The organism is Nitrosomonas communis (assembly GCF_001007935.1).
GTDB classification, from domain to species: Bacteria; Pseudomonadota; Gammaproteobacteria; order Burkholderiales; family Nitrosomonadaceae; genus Nitrosomonas; species Nitrosomonas communis.
Map to the genome: position 1 here is coordinate 829,802 of NZ_CP011451.1, position 24,601 is coordinate 854,402.

At 43.3% G+C, this 24,601-nt stretch carries 21 protein-coding genes and 1 pseudogene; 17 read left to right on the plus strand and 5 right to left on the minus strand.

Features of this window, described 5'->3' with window-relative positions:
- Positions 1-21 precede the first annotated feature (21 nt).
- The 6 genes from AAW31_RS03640 to AAW31_RS03665 all read left to right on the plus strand — a co-directional run bounded on the left by AAW31_RS03640 (position 22) and on the right by AAW31_RS03665 (position 6,840).
- The gene (locus tag AAW31_RS03640) at positions 22-465 is read left to right on the plus strand and encodes a Mov34/MPN/PAD-1 family protein (RefSeq protein WP_046849201.1); all 444 of its coding nucleotides are present in this window, start codon (positions 22-24) and stop codon (positions 463-465) included.
- Between the two features lie 83 nt (positions 466-548).
- Positions 549-839, plus strand: a complete 291-nt coding sequence (locus AAW31_RS03645) for a MoaD family protein (protein ID WP_046849202.1) — start codon at positions 549-551, stop codon at positions 837-839.
- 18 nt (positions 840-857) lie between these two features.
- Positions 858-2,741 (plus strand): CoA transferase, encoded by a 1,884-nt coding sequence (locus AAW31_RS03650; protein ID WP_046849203.1) that lies wholly within the window; start codon positions 858-860, stop codon positions 2,739-2,741.
- Entirely contained in the window at positions 2,738-4,411 is a 1,674-nt protein-coding gene (locus AAW31_RS03655; protein ID WP_046849204.1) for a class I adenylate-forming enzyme family protein, read from the plus strand. The genes AAW31_RS03650 and AAW31_RS03655 overlap by 4 nt, the downstream gene beginning before the upstream one ends.
- Positions 4,404-5,606, plus strand: a complete 1,203-nt coding sequence (locus AAW31_RS03660; RefSeq protein ID WP_046849205.1) for an acyl-CoA dehydrogenase family protein — start codon at positions 4,404-4,406, stop codon at positions 5,604-5,606. The genes AAW31_RS03655 and AAW31_RS03660 overlap by 8 nt, the downstream gene beginning before the upstream one ends.
- Before the next feature lie 103 nt (positions 5,607-5,709).
- Positions 5,710-6,840 carry an MFS transporter gene (locus tag AAW31_RS03665; protein ID WP_235264488.1) on the plus strand — a complete coding sequence of 377 codons (1,131 nt, stop codon included), beginning with the start codon at positions 5,710-5,712 and terminating at the stop codon, positions 6,838-6,840.
- Between the two features lie 23 nt (positions 6,841-6,863).
- Here the strand turns inward: AAW31_RS03665 and AAW31_RS03670 are convergent, their stop codons facing one another.
- A complete protein-coding gene (locus tag AAW31_RS03670) occupies positions 6,864-7,649 on the minus strand; it encodes an alpha/beta fold hydrolase (RefSeq protein WP_046849207.1) in 786 nt (261 codons plus the stop codon).
- Between AAW31_RS03670 and AAW31_RS03675 the strand changes: the two genes are divergently transcribed.
- The 3 genes from AAW31_RS03675 to AAW31_RS03685 are packed head-to-tail and all read left to right on the plus strand — an operon-like array spanning position 7,648 to position 11,644.
- Positions 7,648-9,183: an alginate export family protein gene (locus AAW31_RS03675; protein WP_082110331.1), complete on the plus strand. Its 1,536-nt coding sequence runs from the start codon at positions 7,648-7,650 to the stop codon at positions 9,181-9,183. The genes AAW31_RS03670 and AAW31_RS03675 overlap by 2 nt on opposite strands.
- Before the next feature lie 14 nt (positions 9,184-9,197).
- A complete protein-coding gene (locus AAW31_RS03680) occupies positions 9,198-10,325 on the plus strand; it encodes a hypothetical protein (protein ID WP_046849208.1) in 1,128 nt (375 codons plus the stop codon).
- Between the two features lie 44 nt (positions 10,326-10,369).
- On the plus strand, positions 10,370-11,644 hold the full coding sequence (locus AAW31_RS03685) for an amidohydrolase family protein (RefSeq protein WP_046849209.1): 1,275 nt from the start codon (positions 10,370-10,372) through the stop codon (positions 11,642-11,644).
- Positions 11,645-12,349: 705 nt separating this feature from the next.
- Here AAW31_RS03685 and AAW31_RS03690 read toward each other — a convergent pair.
- On the minus strand, positions 12,350-12,952 hold the full coding sequence (locus AAW31_RS03690; RefSeq protein ID WP_046849210.1) for a calcium-binding protein: 603 nt from the start codon (positions 12,950-12,952) through the stop codon (positions 12,350-12,352).
- A 147-nt stretch (positions 12,953-13,099) separates the two neighbouring features.
- Between AAW31_RS03690 and AAW31_RS03695 the strand changes: the two genes are divergently transcribed.
- The 7 genes and pseudogenes from AAW31_RS03695 to AAW31_RS03725 all read left to right on the plus strand — a co-directional run bounded on the left by AAW31_RS03695 (position 13,100) and on the right by AAW31_RS03725 (position 20,947).
- Complete coding sequence (locus AAW31_RS03695) at positions 13,100-14,659, plus strand: adenylyltransferase/cytidyltransferase family protein (protein ID WP_046849211.1); 1,560 nt, start codon at positions 13,100-13,102, stop codon at positions 14,657-14,659.
- Positions 14,660-14,803: 144 nt separating this feature from the next.
- A complete protein-coding gene (locus AAW31_RS03700) occupies positions 14,804-14,998 on the plus strand; it encodes a bacterioferritin-associated ferredoxin (RefSeq protein ID WP_046849212.1) in 195 nt (64 codons plus the stop codon).
- Positions 14,999-15,039: 41 nt separating this feature from the next.
- Positions 15,040-15,503, plus strand: a pseudogene (gene bfr, locus AAW31_RS03705) (bacterioferritin).
- A 655-nt stretch (positions 15,504-16,158) separates the two neighbouring features.
- Positions 16,159-17,295 carry an ABC transporter permease gene (locus tag AAW31_RS03710; RefSeq protein ID WP_046849213.1) on the plus strand — a complete coding sequence of 379 codons (1,137 nt, stop codon included), beginning with the start codon at positions 16,159-16,161 and terminating at the stop codon, positions 17,293-17,295.
- A 141-nt stretch (positions 17,296-17,436) separates the two neighbouring features.
- Positions 17,437-18,132 (plus strand): ABC transporter ATP-binding protein, encoded by a 696-nt coding sequence (locus AAW31_RS03715; protein ID WP_046851484.1) that lies wholly within the window; start codon positions 17,437-17,439, stop codon positions 18,130-18,132.
- On the plus strand, positions 18,129-19,217 hold the full coding sequence (locus AAW31_RS03720) for an HlyD family secretion protein (protein ID WP_046849214.1): 1,089 nt from the start codon (positions 18,129-18,131) through the stop codon (positions 19,215-19,217). Before AAW31_RS03715 ends, AAW31_RS03720 begins: the two co-directional genes overlap by 4 nt.
- A 179-nt stretch (positions 19,218-19,396) precedes the next feature.
- Entirely contained in the window at positions 19,397-20,947 is a 1,551-nt protein-coding gene (locus tag AAW31_RS03725; protein ID WP_082110332.1) for an efflux transporter outer membrane subunit, read from the plus strand.
- A 78-nt stretch (positions 20,948-21,025) separates the two neighbouring features.
- Here AAW31_RS03725 and pyrC read toward each other — a convergent pair whose 3' ends face one another.
- Together pyrC and rsmI are read right to left on the minus strand one after the other, a co-directional pair.
- Positions 21,026-22,072 carry a dihydroorotase gene (gene pyrC / locus AAW31_RS03730; RefSeq protein ID WP_046849215.1) on the minus strand — a complete coding sequence of 349 codons (1,047 nt, stop codon included), beginning with the start codon at positions 22,070-22,072 and terminating at the stop codon, positions 21,026-21,028.
- A gap of 7 nt (positions 22,073-22,079) precedes the next feature.
- Positions 22,080-22,952 carry a 16S rRNA (cytidine(1402)-2'-O)-methyltransferase gene (gene rsmI / locus AAW31_RS03735; RefSeq protein WP_046849216.1) on the minus strand — a complete coding sequence of 291 codons (873 nt, stop codon included), beginning with the start codon at positions 22,950-22,952 and terminating at the stop codon, positions 22,080-22,082.
- 187 nt (positions 22,953-23,139) lie between these two features.
- Here rsmI and AAW31_RS03740 point away from each other — a divergent pair, with 187 nt between their 5' ends.
- Positions 23,140-23,478 (plus strand): YraN family protein, encoded by a 339-nt coding sequence (locus AAW31_RS03740; protein ID WP_046849217.1) that lies wholly within the window; start codon positions 23,140-23,142, stop codon positions 23,476-23,478.
- Positions 23,479-23,789: 311 nt separating this feature from the next.
- Here AAW31_RS03740 and AAW31_RS03745 read toward each other — a convergent pair whose 3' ends face one another.
- Positions 23,790-24,530 (minus strand): pteridine reductase, encoded by a 741-nt coding sequence (locus tag AAW31_RS03745; RefSeq protein ID WP_144413036.1) that lies wholly within the window; start codon positions 24,528-24,530, stop codon positions 23,790-23,792.
- Positions 24,531-24,601 lie beyond the last annotated feature (71 nt).

The window sequence follows — 24,601 nt, forward strand, 5'->3', positions numbered from 1 at the left end:
TTTTAAGGAGATAGCACAATCATGTTAACGATACAAATCGAAGTTGTTAATGCAATGCTTGCCCAAGCACACCAAGACCACCCAGTTGAAACCTGTGGCATTATTGCCGGCCTAGAAGGTTCTAACATGCCAACGCGTCTTATTCCTATGCGTAATGCAGCTGAATCGGAGACATTCTTTCAATTTGATCCACAGCAACAGTTTAACATCTGGAAAGAAATGGCTGCACGCGGTGAAGAGCCAATAGTCATCTATCACTCGCATACAAAATCGGCAGCTTTCCCAAGTCGTACGGATATTGAATACGCTTCAGAACCGCAGGCACACTACGTCATTATTTCAACAGATCCTAAATACAAACAAGAAATTCGCAGCTTCCGGATTTTAAACGGAATGGTTGTAGAAGAAAGGATCAGAGTACTGGATAAATTTAAATCAGGCGCTGATATATCAAAAGTAGCTTAATCCATTTAAATGGGGTATTCATCAAAGCCCAAATTTTTGCTTTTCTGATTCTTTTTCTAATTTTTAAAATCCAAGGAGTCAATATGCCTATCACCGTTAATGTGCCCACAATTTTGAGACCTCTAACCCAGAACCAAAAGATGATCGAAATCGAGGGCTCAAGCGTTCTGGAGCTTATAGAACACATCGAACAACAGTATCCCGGATTTAAAGAAAAACTGATCTCTAACGGAAAAGAACATCATTTCATCAATATATACGTGAATGATGATGATATTCGCTTTGGCGAGGGTCTTTCTACCCAACTGAAAGACGGAGACACATTGACTATTCTACCTGCCGTTGCCGGTGGGCAAGAAAAGATTAATTGCTAGTTTATAAAGGCGGTAAATATGAATAGACCACTAACTAACTGTACAATCAGTGGTTTTCCAGAGACAGTACTTCCTGATTTTTCTGCTGTTGCTTCATCTATCCGTTATCAATCAAAAACGCTTGGCATAAAAGTTGAATCACAGCAAGACTCTGAAGATAAGTCGGCTGCCTCGTTTCAATTCCAAACACTGCACACAACACCCGTGACGTGCGATATCACGCGCTGGAATGATAACAAACCTGCTGCAGTGACAGAAAATATCATGCAGGCAAGATGCGGATTGATGTCAGTACACGGGCGTGCAAGCGGCAAGCCTCAATCTCTTGGAATAAATTATATTTCTACTCTCACCGCAACACTTGCCTTACAAGGGGTCATAGCGGCTTCCATTGGACAGCTGCGTGGTGCTCAAATATCAAATATCAATGTCTCCATGGCATCTTCGGCTCTAATGAGTATGGGACAGTATATAGCAGGCGCAACGACATCGGATGCTCCTGAAAAGTTATTTCCTGACTTGATTGGGTCTGAAATACATCCGCCATTCAAATCAAAAGACGGTATCGTTTTCGAACTTGAAACCCTCAATGCAGAAATTTGGAAAAAATTCTGGACTGAAGCAGGTGTTAGCCTTCCTTTGGTCAGTAATGGATGGAAAAGTTTTTGGCAGAGATATGCCAAAGCGGTTTCTCCTTTGCCAGAGGAATTATCCAGAACATTATCAAATCTTACATATCAACAAATATCTCAAATCTGCGTGAGGACTGGCATGGCTATCTGCCCCGTTCGTTCTATTGATGATAGAGCAGACGATATTGATAGCAGGCATGTTTGGCATCAGGGTCCCTGGGAATTTCTTTTTCATTCAAGATTTGATAGCGCATTTTCGAATCGTGCTACCAACCATTTACCATTAAGCGGCCTTACTATCATTGAGTCATGCCGGCGAATTCAAGGGCCTTTGGCGGGGCATCTGCTTTCACTGCTTGGTGCGAATGTAATCAGAATTGAACCGCCTGGTGGAGATCCTTTGCGTGGCATGCCCCCAATTGCCAACGGTTGCTCTGCAAGATTCGATGCACTGAATCATCTTAAAGATGTGCGTGAAATCGATATCAAATCCACATCAGGTCAAAAAGAAATCAAAGAACTCATACGGCATGCTGACGTTTTTTTACATAACTGGATGCCTGGCAAAGCAGTATTGCTAAATCTTGATTACGATGATTTAGCATCCATTAATCCCTCTCTGATATATGCCTACGCCGGTGGATGGTCTACGGACAGTGCAGAACACGTTTCTTCAAACACGATGCCCGGAACAGACTTTATGGCGCAAGCCTACTCGGGCATCGCTCATAAGATCGCGAAAGCCTCCGGATCTCAGGGTGGATCGTTATTCACAGTACTGGATGTGCTTGGCGGCGTGATCGCTGCACAAGGAGTCTGTATTGCCTTGCTTAACCGATGTATAAATAACGTGGGTGCTAAAGTCACTTCATCGCTAATGAGTGCTGCCACACTGCTTTGTGTGGAAGATTTTCAAAATCTTTATGAGCAACCAAATGTTAAATCATCTAAGAAAAGCATAATTAATGCTGTTTTTCCGACAAAACACGAAAAAATTGCAATCGAATGCCACAGCTTAGATGCAGCCAGAAAATTGGCTGTGATTCTTAATATCACTACTGATCCTGGAACAATCGACTTTCATCAGCAATTAAGCAATCTTTTTCTAGCAAAAACCGCGCAAGAGTGGGTTGAATTTTTTGAACAGGAAGATATTCCGGCGGGAGTGGTTATTGAAGATCTTTCAAAACTTCAAACTATCCCCTATCTGCAACGAGACTTATGTTCTGGTTCCTATACTAAAATAAATTCTCCATGGAGCTTTCAATGAATCCTTCAGGCATTATCGATTTAGTTCCTGTTGAAGTTCGTAGGCAATGGACACAAAAGGGAATTTACCCAAATAAATCCGTTTACACTTTATTTCAAGAACATGCGCAACATCACCCCAGTAACCCTGCAGTCATGTCGCTCGATCAAATCATTACCTATGCAGAATTGCTGGATAAAACTCAACGTCTGGCCAATAGTTTCAAAAATTTGGGCATAGTTCCGGGGGATGTTATCGCATACCAGTTACCGAATACTTGGCGAAGCTGTGCCATAGATCTAGCAGCAGCCGCTCTTGGCGCTATTGTGGCGCCTTTTCCTCCCGGACGCGGACGCCTTGACATTGAATCCTTGCTTAAAAGATGTCATGCGCGCGTTGTCATTGTGGAACAAGAACATGCCAATATTGATTTGTGCGAACTCATTGAATCACTGCGGCCAACACTGCTTTCATTACGCATCCTGGTTGTTGAGGGAGAAGCAAAGTCAGGCTGGCATACATTGGATTCCCTTTTTCAAACATTGCCTATCCATTCTAGCGCATTACCACAAGTTTCACCCGACTCTCCCGTTCGCTTTTTGATTTCATCCGGAACTGAATCGGAGCCCAAATGGGTAGCTTATTCTCATAATGCGCTGGTAGGTGGGCGTGGACGATTTCTGCAGCGTATCCATTCCAATGGAAAAACATTCAGAGGATTCTATCTCATGCCATTGGGCACAGCATTTGGCTCGACTGCCACATTTGGCGTTTTATCCTGGCTGGGCGGATCGATTGTACTTATGAAGCAATTTGAAATAGCTGGTGCCATTAAGGCGATAGGAAAGTTAAAACCAACCCATATCTTCGGTGTGCCAACAATGTTTCAGCGGATTGCAGCAGATCCGGCACTGCAGGAAACGGACACTTCCAGTCTCATTGCCATCATTAGCGGCGGAGCAAAAATTGATGAAGCATCCATTTACCGTAGCACCGAAGCTTTTCGCTGCAGTTTTATCAGTTTATATGGCTCAGCAGATGGCGTAAATTGCCATACCACACTGCTTGATGATTTATCAACCGTGATTAACAAAGCCGGTCAGCCTAATCCTGATATATGTTCTATCCGGATAGTAGATGATCAAAGACAAGATGTGGCTCAAGGCGATTTAGGTGAAATTGCTGCCAGAGGACCTCTAAGCCCCATGCAATATGTCAATGCCCCTGAATTGGATGCCATGTATCGTGACAAGGATGGATGGGTTTATACCGGTGATCTTGGTTTTATCGATCAAGACGGATATCTAATACTATCAGGTAGAAAAAAAGACATCATCATTCGTGGGGGTACAAATATTAGCCCGGTCCAAATTGAAAATATCGCCGTATCTCATCCTGCTGTTATCAGCGCTGCCTGTGTGCCAATTTCAGATCCAGATCTAGGGCAACGTGTCTGTCTCTGTTTGGTATTGCGTGATGGAATGGAATATCTGTCATTATCTCAGTTTACCCATTATTTACGCGAACATGGGTTAGAAACAAATAAACTTCCAGAATACCTACGCTACTACAAGCAATTGCCACTGAATCCTGCTGGAAAGATTGACAAAAAGCAGCTCGCCACTGAACTGGAATTGATTAATCAATACCTGAAAAAACATAACTTATCCAAAGAATCAGCAAATGTTTAAAACACGCCAGGAATCACACCATACAACTTTAGCGAGAACCCTTGCTGAGCAAGTAAGAAAATTTGTTGATGAGCAAATCATTCCTAATGAATCGCTGCTCAGCAAGGATAGGAATACGACGTTTCTTTTACATGCTGAATTAATCAGCAAAGCGAGATCAGCGGGTCTATGGGGTTTGTTCCACCCACTTTCCTATGGAGGAAAAATAGCTTCTCTGGAAGATTATTTGCTAATTGCAGAACAAGAAGGCCGTTCAGAATTTTCATCTACAATTTTTGGTAGCGATACCAGTCTTGATACCCATATGCTTTTTAAATTTGGCTCGGATGAGATTCGCAAGAACTTCTTGGAGCCATTAGTCAACGGACAAGCCATACCGAGCTATGGTATGACAGAACCAGGACGCAGCGGCTCAATTCCCGCTTTGATTGAAACCTCAGCCCAGCTTTCTAAAGGTTACTGGGTTATCAATGGTAGAAAATGGTTCATTTCCAACATTGACCGGGCTACCTTTACTACTGTGCTGGCGCGAACTGCAGACAATGGTGAGGCGCTGGATAAAAATCTGTCCATGATCATTGTTCCTACAGGCACAGCAGGATTTAAAATTGAACGACAGATTAGAATTATGGGTAGCGACCTCAGTCAGGGTGAAATATCTTTCATGAATGTGCAAGTTCCTGAGCAGAATCTGCTTGGCAAATGTGGAAGCGGTACTTTTCTAATGAGCCAGCGACTGGGTATGGGCAGGCTGCTTCGCTCAATGAGTTGGTTAGCTTTAGCGCAACGTTGCATGGATCTAATGGGTGCACGAATCAATTCAGATCGTGGAAAGATAGCCCGTCTGCCGGAAAAACAGCTCGTTCGACAACATTTTGCCAATGTCTATGAAGCCATCGCAAGCGCTCGGGAATTAATCCGTGTGGCTGCTAAAAGTATTGATGCGCAATCTCCAAATGATATCGAAATTAATGTAGCGAAATTAGCCGCATCTCGGGCCTTATGCATTGCGTCAGACTCAGCCATACAGTTGTATGGCGCAGAGGGTATCAGTGAACTCACACCGCTTTCCGGCATTAGTCGGATAGCCCGCGCATCACGTATTCTCGATGGAACAGCTGAAGCTCTCGTTAGTTCGACTGGCCGCCGGCTTATCAATTTCTATAATGAAAACCGAGCTTATCAATTTGTCTGACTCATATTTCATCCACAGAAACAAGTAAGCATCATAAGTATCCGATATCTACTCATCCATGATAAGAGTTAATTTTTTGTTTTGTATTGTTTTGTTATTTGCAATGACACTGCCAATGCTGGTTTTATACACAACGAGCACTCTTGGGCCGCTTCTAAGCAGTGATCTGCATTTCGACTCCTCCTTGCTAGGTTACCTCATCATGAGTTCATTTGGACTAGCCGCGGTTCTATCGCTCTGGGCAGGCGCTATCGTGGATTACCTTGGCTCCAGATATACATTGCTTATGCTTTTCAGTTCAGTTGGGCTAGCTTTTACACTGATCGCGACGGTAGAAAGTTTTTATAGTTTATTAGTTGCTGCAGCTATCTGCGGTATAGCTCAGGCTCTCGCTAACCCGGTTACCAATTTATTGATTGCACAGCAAGTTCCACCTGAACAGAAAGCTGGCATCGTCGGACTTAAGCAAGCCGGTGTACAACTGGCCGCGCTTATCGCTGGATTAATGCTTCCAAGTATTGCATTACAGTATGGCTGGCGTGTTGCATTTGGAATAGTCGTTCCGATCACAATTTTCTTCTGTTTAAGTGTGTCTTTTGTCACCCCGAAGAAACATATCAGAGCACAAGCTCGTTTAAAACTTTTACCACCGAATTCGCTGTTGCAACGTCTAATGATAATTCAATTTCTGATAGGTACATCGCTTTCTGCCTTCGTCACGTACCTCCCCACCTTTGCTATTCAACAAAATATGGCTCTTCCTCTTGCTGATACTTTAATTGCTGTCTTTGGGGCAGTGGGAATGATTTCCAGGATCGTATTGACGCCAATGGGAGCAAAACTCAAAGATGAATCTTTACTTCTATTCATGCTCGCGGCTATCGCCGCTGTTTCGATGGCAATTACGATGAACGCAACTCCTGACAGTCATTGGCAGCTCTGGGCAGGCGCTATCGGGGTGGGGCTGACTGCGGTAGCTACCAACGCAATAGCCATGAGCATGTTAGTAAGAGATCCTGCTTTTGGTCCTGTGACATTTTCTTCTAGTCTTGTTTCCGTTGCTTTCTTTGCGGGCTTCGCCCTAGGGCCACCGTTATTTGCATGTGTGTCAATCTATTTTGAAAATTTGTTTGCTAGCTGGAATACATTAATAGGCGCTCTCATACTTGCCTGCGTGATGGCGATTGTATTAGCGTTCGCCCGTCGCCACAAGGTGGAGCACCGACGGGTGTAAATTTCATTCTTGCAATTGAAATCCTAAATGGCTTTTATGAATTCTAGAATTTCATGAACAAACAAATCTGGCGCAGTTCTCATGGCGCCATGTTGTTGCCCAGGAAGGGTTTTGATCTGACTGACAGGTAAATGTTGATGGAGCATTTCTGCTGTGAGGTGCCGCCGTTTAGCGCTATTTTTACCTACTAGGAGTAAAACTGGAATTTGCAGAGATTTGAAACGTTGAGGCTCGAATGTATACCTATTTACACTTTGTAATTCACGCAAAATTGTATGAGCTGCTGCCACTCGCCCTACCCAATGCGGGCCAGTCTGCATGATTGCAAGCTCTTGAGGAGATATTTTGACTATTTCATTAAAAAAGAGCAGTAAAGCTTCTTCCAGATTTCCTGACTCTAGTCGGGCTTTTAAGCTAGCCTCAATTTCTGCAGACCAGCCACTTCCTGCTAGAGAAATAGAGGGTTCATAGAGAACAAGTCCTTTGATGTTCGGAGTTAAAAGAGCAGCTTCCAATGCACAAAGACCTCCAAAGGAATGGCCAATAAGACAGGTATGAGCACCAATTGCATCAATTACTGCTGCAACATCTTCGTTTTCTCGCTCGAGAGCATACTCGGAGGCATCATCACTCGCGCCTCGGCCGCGTCGATCGACCGTTCGCACATTGTAGTGCGGCTCTAGCAAAGGCAATACAGATGTCCAGACTGAATGATCACCACTGGTTCCATGCACAAATAATAACGGATCGCCAGCTCCACTTTGCCAGCATGCGATAGAAGTACCATCTCTAGAAGTGATTAATTCCATGATTTTTCAAAAAGTAAAATTTCATCAAAAAGATATATCAGTTACTGGAAAATTATTGCGATTGTTAATTATTTATAGCGCTGTCTGCGCTTTGTTGCAAACCAGTAAAGTATTTGCACAAGAGGATAAAGCTTTCAGTCAGATTAATAAATACTTTCGCATAAATGGCGAAATGATGGGAGTCTATGAATTATGGGATTTCTTCCGCCCAGAACCGGCCATCAACAATAACAATTCATATGATTTATGGGTAGTACGTGCCAGACTAGGGGCATTGCTCACGACTTCCTTTGTAGATGGATATGTACAGGGTCAGTACATCGGCCTCTATGGACTTCCCGATAATGCCGTTGCCAAACCAGGCGGGCCTCTAGGGCTTGGCGCCGGCTATTTCCAGCTAAATCAATCGACCAACGTTAGCAATATTTATCTGAATCAGGGCTATCTTAATTTAAAGTTTGACCCTCTTGGATTACCAGGTGCATCCTTGAAGGCTGGTCGTTTCGCTTATATGGAAGGCATGGAATATAGTTCCGGGATAGACAAATTTGATGGTCTTAAACAAAGGCGGATTGCACAACGACTTATAGGCGGATTCAATGCAGTCTACGTAGGACGCAGCTTCGACGGTTTTTCAGCTATTTATGATAGGCCTGAATTCAATTGGACAATCAGTGGAATTCGCCCTACTCAAGGAATTTTGTCCGTGGAGGGGCAGAAGCAGATTAGCGATATCAACATTATTTATACCGCCTTAACCAGTAAGAAAGATGCTCTGCTATCGGGAACTGAAGCTCGACTATTTTATATCCATTATGATGACAAACGTAATACTCAGGTAGTAGACAACCGTCCGCTTGTTGCAAGGCCCTCGTTAAATAATGAGCACTTGAATATACATACATTAGGTACTCATTTACTCTCACTACATCAGTTAGAATCAGGCAGCCTAGATGCTTTATTATGGGGCGCATACCAACTTGGTGATTGGACTGATCAGAAGCATGAAGCTTGGGCAATCTCCGCTGAGTTAGGCTATCAATGGATCAAATTGCCCTTCAAGCCATGGTTACGTGCCATCTACTATCAAAGTTCAGGTGATGGAAACCAAAAAGATAATAAGCACCAAACCTTCTTTTCAATGGTTCCGAGTGGACGCATCTTTGCAAAATTTCCATTTTATAACCTGATGAATATTCAAGATCTCTTCCTCGAGATCATTGCCTTACCCACACCAAAGACTCAGATCAACATTAACTTGCATCAACTATCCCTGACCAGCACCCATGATCTCTTATATCGTGGGCTGGGAGCGTCGAAGAATTCAGGCGAATTTGGCTATTCCGGGAGCCCTTCGGGAGGCGATAGTGATGTAGGTCAGTTGGTGGATATCAGTTTTATGCATACATTGAATAAACATTTGTCAATGAGACTTTATTACGGCCATGCTTTCGGTGGCAGCGTCATCAAAAATAACTTCCAGGGAAAGAAAAATGCAAATTCATTCTGGGCAGAAGTCAATATGGTTTTCTAAAAAATTCTACTCTTATGGCACTCAATAATACTGATCAACAACTGTTAAGTAATAAAGAAATACAATCCACAATCGACTTATTGATACATCGTATCGACTACATTGATTCGATTTGTAATAATGGTTTTCCACTTTATTCTCCAGGCAAAACCAGTCAATGGATCATTTCACCTGGAGGCTCGTGGATTGGGGGATTCTGGAGCGCACTTTGGTGGTTACGTTCCCGAATAACAGGATCCGAGGCTGATCAGCGAAAAGCATCTGATATTTGTCGACGTTTATCATCGAAACTAAGCATTGATTCCATAAACCGCAGCTTTATTTTCTGGTATGGTGCATCGCTTGGCGATCTCTGGTCTGGTGATAATCAAGCACATAAGCTGGCAGCAGAATCAATTACTGCTCTCGCAGCAACCTATGACCCAACGATCAGATGCATGCCTCTTGGCACTGCAATGGGCGGTGGAACAGAGGGTAAGCGGTGCATTTCTATAGACAGTCTGGCTGCACTAATCCAGCTATTTAGCCGTAGTGAGCAATCTCAGCATCAAAATATCTCTCAGTATCATACCGATACGGCATTAACTGCCTGCTACTATAATGGTGCATTTCACACGAGCGCATATTTTGGCCAGAATAAATTTCACTCGACTGACGAAGCTGGTATTTGGTCACGCGGTCAAGCCTGGGGGATATTGGGATTATGTCGTGCCGCAGCGCAATGGGGAGAACCCTATTTAACATATGCTCACTCTGCTTGTGAATATTGGAAATATACACGTCCAGATCCGCTTCCCCTAGATCGATTGGATAATTCATCCGGACTTTATGATCCTTCTGCATCTGTGATCGCTTCTCTGGCAATGTTCTCTTTAGCTGATCTTCTGCCTGATGGAAATCCATGGCGTCTTCAAGCTCATCAATTGATTAGTGCGGTTATTCGCAGTCCATTTTTCATCGGTTTTTATAAAAATGATGATTATCCAAATAATAAAATCAGAATGAATCCAGGAATTTTTTGGGGGAATTGCTATAAAACCAATGAGGATAAAGAAGAACTAGTCGAAACCGTATGGGGTAGCTTTTTTCTGTTAGCGGCACTTTGCATTTTAGTTGGGATTATCAAACCCAATCATTGTTGAAAACGTTATTACACTGAATCATTAACCTTATTAAGGAAGCATAAATGAATGATACTTCAATAAAACTGACTTTTAGTTCTATTAAATACCTCAAATTCCTATTGATTATTGCACTAACAGGTTTTATTGCTGCTATTTCCCTAGCACAAGATGCAAAACCGAAATCGATCCTGCTCCATGCTGCTCGCGTTTTCGATGGCGATAAATTTAGAACAAATGTCTCTGTGTTGATAACGGATGGATACATAACTCAAATTGATTCGCGCGAATCATTCCCGCTTAATGGCAATATGACCATTATTGATCTTGGTGACGCAACTCTATTGCCAGGCTTTATCGAACTACATGCACATCTCTCTTACCAAAAAGTACCCGCTGAGACTGTTTTGAAACACGGAATCACTACAATTCGTGATCTGGGCGGCCCGGTACACAAGCCATTTGGTGGTGATGGACGCTTGCGCATCCTTACTTCCGGACCCATCATTACAGCGCCAAATGGCTATCCAATTCCAATCCTTGGTGACAAAGATATCGCAATCGCTGTTTCTTCTGAAGAAGAAGGCCGAAAAGTAGCTCGAGAACTTATAAACCAGGGCTCTGTTATCATTAAAATTGCCTTGGAACCTGGTGGCGAAAAAGGCGCTCCTTGGTCAGCTCATCACGACCATCATCATGAGATACCAAATGGGGGGCATAATAATAATCATCATCACAATCAAGCTAAACATGCAGCTTCGCATTCGAATCAAACATGGCCGTTATTATCAGAAAAGATTGTTAAAGCGATTGTTGATGAAGCACATAAAAATGATCGCAGAGTAACAGCACATATTGCAGAAATTAAAGGTGCACAAATTGCTATTGATGCAGGTATTGATGAATGGGCCCATATTCCCTGCGATATCATCCCTCAACACCTCTTAGAAAAGGCCGTATTGCAGAAAGTAAAATTGATTACCACATTTGATACTTTGTCTAAATGTGCAGGTGCTAGCCACAATGCGAGCACTTGGGCAGCACTGGGTGGGGAATTCTTATACGGATCCGAAATAGCTCATCCAGACATTCCCTGGGGAATCGATGCACAAGAACTCATCTACATGAAACAGATGGGAGGAATGAAATTAAATGACGTTTTGCAGGCTGCAACTTCAAAAGCAGGCCAGCATCTGAATATACCATTACTAGGAACGCTACATCCCGGCGCACCCGCTGATATCATCGCAATAAAGGGCAATTCAACTGATAATTTGAAAAAACTCGAGTATCCCGATCTTGTTATTTCAGGAGGAAAAATCATAGTCAATAATTTCTGATTTGGCATTTAATTGCGTGAGTAGTCTTCGTTATTAGCTTTATACTGGGCATTATGCCTAGAAAAGCGATAGAAATCGCTCATAGAGAAAAAAGAGTCTGCCTGGAGAAAATCGTATAAATCTATAGTATTAAGTACAGGATAGTTAAGAGAGCCAGAACAGTTTAATCTTGAGCTACAGAGCAAGAGTGGGGGTATTTGACATATTCTTTTGTATCATGCTTGCAGATTGCTACAGTATATTTTTTACCTTTCAATACACAAGCGAATTTCTTCTCTACCCGATACTGGCCACTGTTTTGTCAGTAGTTGCCATCACATTATAATAAGAAAATACCTGCGCAACTATTTTTCCGTTTTATCGAAAAGGCATCTCCTGCTTGATCCTATGGATCATTAGGGAACACCGTGAATCATACTCTGAAAACTTGGATATATTTAATTTTTCATTATCAGACGTATCATGGTAAGCATATGATTCACTTACAATTTACATGAATACCAGAACAGTATCCTTACTATTCTGGTATTTCTTATCCAACCAAACTAAAAATCAATAAGCATAACGCGTAGGCAGCAGCAATTTTTGTAGAATAAATTACCTTACCGCAAGCGGAGAGGAACTAAATCTGCAGAGATCCAATACTTTTCAATCTAAAAATATCTCGCTATAAATTGAATGCGCTGGGTAATTAGGGAAAGCCGCCTAAATAGTAAAGACAATCATATCTGCCGTAATATCGTTTAAATTGATACCGACAAGATCGATCGATGCTTCTGACCCAAATTCCACCTTAACGCCATCCGTTCTTTGGTTAATATTTGTTATAAAGGGAACAAGTTGTTCTAGACTATTAATTCCAAGTTTCTCAGAATCAAAAAATAGGCGATCTTGGCCAATCGTAAAATCAGTTACCCGAAAATGCCCCAAGGCATAAAAACCAAACGTATCGCTGCCGCTACCTCCAGTCAATTGGTCATGGCCATGGCCAGCAAGCAGAATATCATCACCAGCACCACCAAAGAGCTTATCGGTGTCTTCCTGGCCATCGAGCACGTCATTGCCGTCATCACCATCTAATGTATCGTTACCAGCTCCACCTGTTAAGGTATCGTTTCCAGCCTCTCCTTCTATTTCGTCATGACCGGATCCGCCTTCCATGACGTTATCCGTTTCATCACCAATAATCAGCAAATCATTTTCGCTGAATCCACCCGAACCGAAACCAAGAAATTGGATGCCATCGATTATCTCAAAAATATTCCCAGAGTTACTGAGATTGGGGCGAGGTTGTGTAGTCACAGCCATTATATTATCTCCTTCTACATTAAAGAAATTTCCTAAAACATTATTATTTAATCATTCAAATAATAATGAGTTTAATTCTCAATATTAACAAATAATCATTAGAATACAAGAATAATGTGAATTAAATCGTGCTAATTATTAATGACTATGACTGAGAAACTTACGAACCTCTTACAACGCGCCCAGGATCTTATTATTACGAGCAATCTAAATGAGGCAGCCAAAATCCTCGATCCGTTAAAGCATGAGCATCCATTATCACCTGATGTTGCCAAATTATGGTGTTCCATGGCGATGCGTTCTGAACGAACAAAAGAGGTTCCCGCCTATGCCGCTAATATTTATGACCATGTACAAGGTGATTTCCAGAAAGCACGCTGGGCGCAGATTATGGGAATAGCAAGCTTTTTATTATTAGATTTGACAGCGGCTCATGCTCACTTTACCAGCACAATTCATCATTTAACGTTACTCGCCAAATCGGGAAAAGCTCCGGCCAAAAAGAAACAAGTAGAAAAACAAGCCGGTACCGAAAATATTTTTACCTCTGGCAAGGCTGAGCAATTGTTATGGACAACCTGTGCAGAATTGGCTGCACAAGGCATACCTGCCTTTCCTTTTGCTGGCACGTTGCTCGGTTTAGTCCGTAATGGTCATCTGCTGGAGTTTGATAAGGATCTGGACATTGCGGTATGGATTGAATCTTGGGAAGCATGCTGCCAGGCGCTTGAGAAAATGGGATGGTCCAGGGTATCAATGGGTTTCAACTACAGCAATTACCGCGATTATGTGCATTCAGAAATTGGAATAACCCTTGATCTATGCGGCCTGGAGCATAGGAGTGATCACAAAATCGTAGGCGGCTTTTCCTTGCCAGATTACCCGGGAGAATATCAGCGGGTTTCTGTCTTTCCTGAATTCGATTTAATCAAACGCAGCACAGAGTATGGAGATGCTTGGTTCCCACAACCTCCTGAGAAAATTTTAACCGCCTTCTATGGTGATTGGCGTACCCCCAATCCCTACTGGGATACGGTGATATCTGCCTTAAACCTGGAAAAATTTACTTTGCTGGTACAATGTTATGCTTATTATCGCCTCACCCAGCGCTGGCTATCGGGTGATCTGGTCAAAGCGTGGTCATATGCTCACCAAATAGCCCTGAAAGATCCTGATGATGTAACCGTTTTGCGCAGTCGCCAATGGCTAGAAAGAGCCATATCGTATTTAGGGCAGGAAATTCCATCATGGCCTAGAAATCAACCCCAGAAGCGTGTTTATACACGGATGGTGGCCGATCTGTTTCATGAAGGTCACGTTAATTTCTTACGGGAAGCACGCGCACTGGGCACCCATTTAACGGTTTGTGTTGTTCCAGATACGCGGGTTCTTGAAAATAAAGGCAAACTCCCAGTCATGCCTCAGGCTGAACGCGCTGCAGTCGTTTCCGCTTGCAAATACGTTGACGCCGTTATTACTGAGAGCCCCGTGCATACAACACCAGAGTTTATGGAGAAATATGGCTTTGCAATTTATACGTTTGCCTGCGCTTCTGAGAAGGAACGCATAGAAAAATACAAATTATGCGCGACGCTACCTCCCAATATGATCAAAGAAATCGACTATACACCCGGCATTTCCACCTCCGATCTTGTGCGGCGTATTTTAGATGGGGCAGGAAGTACGAATCCAGAATCTGCGGACTAAACCGATAATTTACATAGCAGCAATATCCGTTTGCATTTTCCACAAAAACAAATATAATTACGAATCATTCTCATTAGCAACATTATTTGCTTTGTATCTATCAGAACAACCAACTTTCAAATCAATCGACAAAAGGCGTGTTACATGTATATTTGTATCTGTAAGGGGGTGACTGATCATGCAATTCGCGAAGCTGTCAGTCAAGGGGCTGAACGCATGCGTGATCTTAAAGCTAATCTCGGCATTACCGAGCAGTGTGGCATTTGTGCCTGCCACGCAAAAAAGGTGCTTGAGCAAGCATTAATGCAAGAATCCCCGGCACAGCCCCCTGTCACCTAAACTCACTCGCTCTGACGAGTCAACTGTCCAGGGAGACCACTATGAAAGGGAATGCAGATATTATTAATTGGTTAATCGCCAGTTATTGCATGAATTAACTGCGATCAATCAGTATTTTCTTCATGCCCGGATGTACAAAAACTGCGGATTAAACCAACTCGGCGAGCATGAATATAACGAATCGATCGAAGAGATGAAACACGCTGACAAACTCATTGAGCGCATCTTATTTCTGGATGGGTTACCCAATTTACAGGATCTGGAGAAGCTTCTGATTGGGGAATCACCTCAGGAATGCGTGACGTGTGATCTCACGCTGAAAAATACCGCACGCGAAACACTGCTCGCTGCGATTGCTGCCTGTGAAGCCGCTCAGGATTATGTTTCACGGGAAATTTTTGAACATATTCTTGAAGATACTGAAGAACATATCGATTGGCTGGAAACACAATTAGATGTCATGCAAAAGGTGGGCAGTCAGAACTGGCTACAAAGTCAAATGTAGGTTCGTTTTGTCGCTGGCATAAAATACCAGTGACCTTCCAGCCAGCCTCCCCTCCTCCCAGGCAAGCCAGCTAATCCTCTTCACTAACTCGAACGGAAAATTAAGCTGTAAAGAATCCAATGGATATTCTGTAGAGTAAGGATCAATTCGTGGCTTAACCGCCCGTCCCATATGCACTGGTTCATAAGAAAATCTGAGAACGATCTCAGGCAATGGCGAGGTGTTTGAGAAAAAACACCCGAATTTACGCTAATCACTTCTAAATTCACTCGCCCTCAGCAAAATCAACTGCCACCCAAAATTGAGTTTTGAGTTGATCATGCATTTCCCAGTTCACTTTGATATTGGTGCATGGAAAAATTCGAATTATAAAAGCAGGCAAGCTCTTACTTTTTCACAAAAACGAGAAAAACACTGCATAAGATCTAATTCTATTTCCAAATCAAACATGGCGCAAAGGTGAGCCGCAGACAGTATCCATAATACGGCAAGGTGAAGCCGACAAAATCAGTTTTGATTTAGTGGAATAATGGAAAAAATGCGACAATAGTTTCAAGATAACCCAAATTCATTACCCATGATGAATGCACGTTGCAGTAATTCATCATCCATATCGATTGTCTCACACCATGAGCCTATTAGAGGGAGATGGTAAATGAAAGGAATTCTGAAACTTGCCTTTAAGCTTCTTGTAAATGACAAGGGTAAATATGCCGCCTTATTGGTGGGAATTACTTTTGCCGTATTTCTCATGGTCCAGATGACATCCATTTTTTCTGGAATTCTTGCCAAAGCTTCCTCAACCGTTATCAATCTGGGAGCTAAAGTATGGGTACTGGATCCCGCAGTCAATAACGTTGCAAACAGCATTCCAATGCCCGATTATGTGCTTAATGCCGTTCGCAGCATTGATGGCGTCGAATATGCTGTCCCGATGTATTCTGGCGGCGCGTTAGTCAAACTTAAAAATGGAGTCTTTCAATCCGTCACTATTTTAGGCTTGGATGATAACAGTCTAGTCGGCCGCCCCGAGCTTATCGAAGGGGAGATTGAGGATATCTATGCTGAGAATGCTTTTATCGTTGTTGATGATGCAGAAATTGCCAAACTGGAAAATCCCGGTATAGGCACAGAATTTGAGTTGAACGATCATCGCGGCGTTATCGTAGGTATCGCTAAGGTAGCCAGCAGCGGATTGTTCGGAATCCCGACTCTTTATACCACTTACAGTAAAGCGATCCAGTATATCCCATCAACACGGTTCACTATTGCCTTTATTCTCGTGGAACCGAAAAGTAGTGACGCAATTCCCCATATTCAGCATCAAGTGAAACGGCTGGGATATGAGGCACTCACCGAAGAAGAATTCATGCAAAAAATTTCCAATTATTACAAATATAAAACAGGGCTGGGAACCAATATTTTCATTATGACGATTGTGAGCTTCCTGGTCGGTCTGTCAATCTCAGGGCAAACATTTTATACCTTCATTCTCGAAAACCTCGAAAAATTTGGTGCATTAAAGGCGATTGGTATCAAGGGAAAGGAGCTCGTTTATATGATTCTTTTTCAAGCTGGACTTACAGCGGTAATTGGATATGGATTAGGAGTGGGCTTTTGTACGCTTATTATCACAATCGCCAAACTAAAAGTCCCTGATTATTCGGCCAATATCACCTTTACCACCTTGGGTTTTGCGTTTGTAATGGTTCTCATCATCGCAGGAATTTCCAGTTATATTGGGATAAGAAAGGTATTGAAGATTGAGCCTTTCGACATTTTCAGAAGCTGAATCAAACTGCCTTCAAAACCAGATAACCGAAATATAATTCATAGAATGGATGAGCCTAATTTGAAATGTTATCTTGCTAGATAGAGCAGCCATAAGTATTACCTGACTTAATTATTGCAATTTTATCAATTAGATAATGACGTGACACCTGCAATCTCTGCTAATGAATTAACGAAATGGTTTGGTGAAGGTGATCTCAGAGCCTTTGCGGTAAGAGAAGTTAGTTTCGAAGCTTATTTCGGTGAAATATTATTTATTGTAGGCCCATCAGGAAGTGGAAAGACGACATTATTGAGCATGATATCTGGTATTTTGCGTCCAAATTCAGGAACGGTAGCGATCGATGGCGTGGATATCTGGAAACTGGCATCTGATCAGATTGCCGAATTCCGATTAAACAAAGTAGGTTTCGTTTTTCAGGATTATCATCTCTTTCCACGCCTCACTACCGCTGAAAATGTCGCTATTCCTCTGATCCTGAAGAAGCAGAACTGGGATGAATCCATCAAAAAAGCAGCCTATTACTTAGAGATCGTAGGGCTCAAGAATAAGGCGGGGCTTCCGCCAGTCAAGTTGAGCGGTGGGGAGCAGCAACGTGTTGCCTTAGCCAGAGCGTTGGTCAGTCAACCGGATTTAATGATCTTTGATGAGCCCACTGCTTCGCTGGATGGGGATACCGGGCGGCGCATCATGGATTTTGTAAAAAATAACATACTTACGGACAAGCGGTGTATTTTGATTGTTACCCACGATAGCCGTATTTTTGAGTATGCCGACAGGATGATGAAAATGGAGGATGGCAAAATTGTCGGTATCGAGAAAGGGAGAAATGATTGAGAAACCAGATCATTATCGTCATTGCCCTATGTGGAGTAATGGCTGGTTGGTTGAGCGCCTATCTATTCGGTATAGAAAAAAAACCGCAGCCACCTGTTTTCAATCCAGCGCCAAATCCTTATGCCAGGGGTATCTACTCGACAGGCATTATCGAAAGCTACCAATCAGCAGGTGAAAATATCAATCTTTATCCAGAAGTTGCTGGCGTTATTACTCAAATTCTGGTAACTGAAGGACAAACTGTCAAGCAAGGAGAGCCTTTGCTCCAAATAGATGATTCCATTCAGCGGGCCACAGTGGAGCAACAACATGCACAAGCCGATGCAGCGTTAGCACTACTGGAGGAATTAAAAGCTCAACCGAGAAAGGAAGTTCTGGATGTTTCTAAAGCACAACTGGATTTTGCGAGAGCCAACCTGAAAACTGCCGAAACACAATTGGAAAAACTGCAACACTCCTATGATCTGGATCCGAGATCAGTCAGTAAGGATAGTCTGGATAATGCGATCAATGCGGCCAAGGTTGCTAAAACCAGTCTTGTGATTGCTCAAAAGAACTACAACCTGACTAAGGCGGGCGCTTGGAGTTACCAGATCCAGAATCAGGAGCGTCAGTACATCGCCTTAACCAAAACTTATCAAGCTGGCAGCGCCTTGCTCGCAAAGTATATTATCAAAGCACCTGTCGATGGTGTGATTATGTCATTACGAGCGACAATCGGTAACTATATTTCACCGCAGGGCGTCTATGACATGTATACAGAAAGTTTTAAACCGGTTGTGGTGATGGGTAATTCAGAAAGCAGCCTGGCGGTAAGATGCTATGTCGATGAGATTCTGATTCACCGGCTTCCGGAGGTTTCGCAAATGGACGCGCAAATGTTCATACGCGGTACTGATATTCGTATTCCTTTAGAGTTTAGTCGTTTGCAGCCTTATGTTTCGCCAAAGATTCAGTTATCGAACCAACGAACTGAGCGGGTGGATGTTAGAGTATTACCCGTACTTTTTCGTTTTGAGAAACCAAAAGATATTCAATTGTACCCAGGTCAGCTGGTAGATATTTATATTCGGGCAAGTAAATAGTGTCATAAAAAGGTTTAGAGTTTGTGAGTAATCAATCCTGATCGCGCTATTCGGTTGCATTGATTATAGTAAAAAAATATCACAATCATTTATAAAGTACAGAAAATATGAAGATCCACGACAATTAAAGTTGGATCTTGAAAGAAAAGTACCTACGCCGGAGAATGGAGGAGCTGTGAATGTGCGAACATTTTTTTCATGTCAAGGCAAAGTACATGCTGGCCAGACTATGGACAGTCTGGTTACTGGCAGCGACAGGTTGCGCTGTTGGCCCAGACTTTGTTCGCCCGCAGCCACCAGAGACTGAGCGCTATGTTCCCGACAAGCAATTACAGGAAACAGTTTCAGCAGATGGGCAGATACAGTATTTTGAGCAAGGCGCTGAAATAGCAGCCGATTGGTGGCAATTATTCAAATCTCCCAAATTAGATGCTCTGGTAAAAGAAGCTATCGCCAACAACCCAACTCTAGAATCAGCACAGGCTAGCTTGCGGCAAAGCCAAGATAATTTGCAAGCAGGGTATGGTGTTTTCTTTCCTCAGATTGATCTCTTAGGAGGGGCAAGTCGCCAGAGATTCTCAGCCGCCCGCTTCGGGAGCCCGGTCAGCAGTACTTTTAATCTCTTCACACTTTCAGCCAGCGTCAGTTATGCGCTAGACATATTTGGCGCTCAGCGGCGTACTGTCGAGGCCCTTAGCGCCAGCAGGGATATGCAGCATTATTCGGTAGTAACTACTTATTTGACGCTGATTGGCAATATTGTAAACACTGTGATTGCCCGGGCAGGCTACGAAGCTCAGATTCAAACCACTCAGCAATTGATTGAATCACAGCGAGAGCAAATCAGGCTTACCGAATTGCAGATGCAAGCAGGTATCCTTGAGTACGAAAAGCCGGTCAACTTGAGATTACAGCTTGAAGTACTCGAATCTTCTCTCCCCCGTCTCATGCAAAAGCGCAGCCAGGCCGAGCACCTGCTTGCCACATTGATCGGTCAGTTTCCAGGAGAACATGAATTTGAAAAGATAGATTTGGCTGACCTTTCTTTGCCAACCATTCTACCCATATCGCTTCCTTCGAGCTTAGTACGGCAACGCCCTGACATTTTATTGGCTGAGGCTCAATTACATCAGAGCAGTGCCAATATCGGTATCGCTACCGCGGCGATGTTTCCTTCTTTTACATTAAATGCTACTTATGGTCAAAACAATAGAAATCTGCTGGATATTTTTTTAAGTAGCGGTAATTTCTGGAGTATTGGCACCAACTTTGTTGCCCCATTATTTCGAGGCGGTACTTTATGGTTTCAGCGTAAAGCAGCCATCGATGCCTTTCAGCAATCGCGCGCGCAATACCGTCAAACTATACTTAATGCTTTAGCGCAGGTAGCTGATGTTTTGCTTGCGTTGGAATATGATGCTGAAGCACTGCAGCATCAGTCACAAGAGCTTCATTTAGCGCAGGAAAGAATGCATCTGATGCAGGCTAATTATCAGGCCGGTCTCGTTAATTACCAACAAGTATCTATTGCAGAGAGTCAGTACTTTCAGAGCAAGTTAAATTACCTACAAACATTAGTGCTGCGTTTGCAAGATACTGCCGCCTTATTTGTCGCATTAGGTGGCGGTTGGTGGAACATAGAAGAAAAAACACGCTCACCACGAGATGATGAGATATTATTTGATGTTAAGTTATCAGAAGAAGAAACTGATAAAGTAAAAACCGATTAAAGGCGGTGGAGAAGATAGATGAAAAAGTAATGGATATTTCTTTTATTTTCTAAAAAATCCGTTCAAGCTTAAAAAGATTTATAGGCTCTGCAGTTTCCAGGAAACATTTTCACCTGCGCGCAACGGAACCAGATTTCCTTCCCCAAATTCAAGGTATTGAGGTATTTTCCAGCTTTCCTTGATCAAGGTAATATGATTGTTATTACGCGGCAAACCATAAAAATCCGCGCCATAAAAACTGGCAAATGCTTCCAGCTTGTCGAGCGCATCTGCTTGCTCAAAGGCCTCTGCGTAAAATTCAATCGCTGCATGGGCAGTATAAATGCCTGCACAACCACAGGCACTTTCCTTACTTGATATTGGATGCGGCGCGCTATCAGTCCCCAGGAAAAATTTTGCATCGCCGCTGGTCGCAGCCCCAATCAAGGCAAGGCGGTGAGTTTCCCGTTTCAGAACGGGCAAACAATAATGATGGGGACGGAGACCGCCTGCAAGCAAGACATTGCGATTAAGCAGCAAATGATGTGCAGTGATCGTGGCAGCGAGGTTGTTTGGAGCTGCACGCACAAACTCGACCGCTTCACGCGTCGTGATATGCTCAAATACGATGCGCAGCCCTGGAAAACGTTGTATCAGCGGCTGCAGTACCCGATCGATAAAAACGCTTTCTCGATCGAATACATCGATATCAGGGTCAGTCACCTCGCCATGCACCAACAGAGGCATACCAAGCTGCTCCATGCTTTCTAAAGTCTTAAAGCATCTGGTAAGATCCGTCACACCGGCATCGGAATTAGTCGTCGCACCAGCAGGATAGAGTTTGACTGCATGCACAATGCCGTTCTCTTTAGCCCGTCTGATTTCAGCTGGAGAAGTATTGTCAGTCAGATAAAGCGTCATAAGCGGTTCGAAATGTCCCTGCAGCGTTTTCGGCAAAGCTGCAAGAATACGCGCCCGATAGGCTGCCGCCATCTCAACAGTCACAATCGGTGGTCTGAGATTGGGCATGATGATCGCTCGGGCAAATTGTCGAGCAGTATCAGCTAAAACATCCTGCATTTGTTTGCCATCACGCACATGCAAATGCCAATCATCAGGACGGGTAAATGTTAGAGTAATTTGCATAAAAGTCTTATGAATCCTTTGATCGCTTGGTTAACGCTTCTTTCTTAGACAAAGCAAACGCATACAGCTTTTTCTTATTGCCACCGGTAATCTCGGCTGCCAGTTGCACAGCCTGCTTCAAGGGTAAATTCTCCATCAAGATATGCAGTGTATGTTCTACCTGTTCGGTGATCTGGCTGCTATTTTCCGTTGCTGCCGGAGAGAGTAACAATACGAATTCACCTTTTTGCTGATTTTCATCAGATTGCAGCCATGTCAGGGCATTACTCAAATCAGAAGTATAAATAGTTTCAAATAATTTAGTTAGTTCCCTGACAATGGTTATCTGACGCCGCTCCCCAAACACTGCAATCATATCCATCATACATTCCAGCACGCGATGCGGAGCTTCATAAAAAATCAGGATACAGGAGGTTAAGGATTTCAGTGATGCTAATTTGCGTTTGCGCTCACCGGACTTAGTCGGGAGAAAACCATAAAATAAAAAATGAGGCGCGATAATACCCGAGGCCGATAGCGCACACACAGCTGCATTTGCTCCAGGAATCGGTATTACCCGATAGCCCTGCTCTCTGACATGGTGAATCAACAGCGCACCGGGATCTGATATGCCGGGAGTGCCGGCATCGGTTACCAAGGCCACCGACTTTTGTGCCGCCAGCATGTTAATGATTTTCTCGGTAGCAGCCCGTTCGTTGTGTTGATGTAGTGTAATTAGGCGGGTATGAATCGCATGGTGCACCAGTAAGCGTTGGGTGAGATGAATATGCTCAGCTGCAATAACATCCACTGCAGCCAGCACATCCAGTGCGCGCAAACTGATATCGCGTAAATTTCCAATTGGTGTGGCAACTACATATAATGTGCTTTTAGTCAGCATTCTTGATTCTGGTCGGTTTCTTATCCCATTTCCCAATCATACATGGTGCAAAGGCGAGCTACAGACAGTATAAATATTATGGCAAGCAGAAGCCGAAAAAATTAGGTTTTATTTAGAAATGGAATGATATTTTCCAAATGAATTGTCGCACATCCTCAACATATCGAGACTACAAAAACAAGTTATCATGAAGGGATCTGACGCTGAACACTTGGCTGCCCTGTTCCTGCAACGCCAACATCTGGTTCTGCTCGAAAAGAACTACCGCTGCCGTTTTGGTGAAATTGATCTCATCATGCAAGAAGGGACAAGCTTAGTCTTCGTCGAAGTCAGAATGCGATCAAATAATTATTTTGGCGGTGCTGCCGCTAGCATTACGACCAGCAAGCAAAGAAAGCTTATCCGCGCTGCCCGACATTATCTATCCCGACTGTACACTACCCCTCCATGTCGATTTGATGCTGTGCTACTGACAGGTCATCATGACCCGGAAATCGAGTGGATCAGGGACGCGTTTGGCGAATAATTCCCTTTCCAAATCAAAACTGACTTTGTCGGCTTCACCTTGCCGTATTATTTATCCTGTCTGCGGTTCGCCTTCGTGTCATTTTTGATTTAGAAAGGGAATAACTCATTATCCTAAGGGCCGTTTTTAGGCCTTTTCCTTGCCATAGGATTTATCCTGTCTGCGGCTTGCCTGCGCGCCATGTTGGATTGGGAAACAGAATAATTCCAATTTTGAATAAAAATTCAATAATTTTTCATATGAAAGTATTTATTTACAAGATATTACGTAATTCTGTAATTATTATTTCTATTGAAAATTAGTATAAGCCATTACAGATTGATACTGCGCCCGCCATCCACTGCAATGATCTGGCCGGTAATAAACGGTGCATGCGCGATTAAGAAATACACTGTGTTGGCAATATCCTCCGGTTCTCCCATGCGCTTGAGGAGTGTCCTGTCTATGATCTCTTTGCGTAATGATGGATCAACCCATTCTTCATGTTCTGGCCATAAAATAGGACCCGGTGCGACACCATTAACACGAATAAGCGGGGCCAGCTCTAAGGCAAGCGATCGGGTAAGCGCAGCTAATCCACCCTTCGCCGCGTTATAAATCACATAGTTTTTCAAAGGCTGTTCCACATGGATATCCACGATATTAACAATACAACCATATCGTTTTTCTAAATAAGGTACGGCTGCCTGGGATAAAAACAAGGGAGCTTTCAGGTTGCTACCAATTAAATCTATCCAGGCTTGTTCAGTAAATTGACCAACAGGTGTAGAAAAGAAGCTGGAAGCATTGTTCACCAATGCATCCAGCTTACCGAATCGCCGTACAGTTTCCTTGATCAAATCAGGCAGGCACTCAATATCCAGTAGATCAGCCTGAATTAACTCAACCGAGTCTGGGCGCATTTGTTCGAGAGTTTGTCGCAACATTTGCGCATCATTCTGAGAAGAACGATAATGCACCATCAGATTGGCACCCTGTGCATGCAGCTTGCAACAAATGGCCGCTCCTACTCGCTTGGCCCCGCCCGTAACCAGAATCACTTTATTTTTCAAAGTCATTCATTATTCCCCTTTTGCACGCGCTACATTTATAATCCCTTTTTCACAATCTACCATAAACAAGG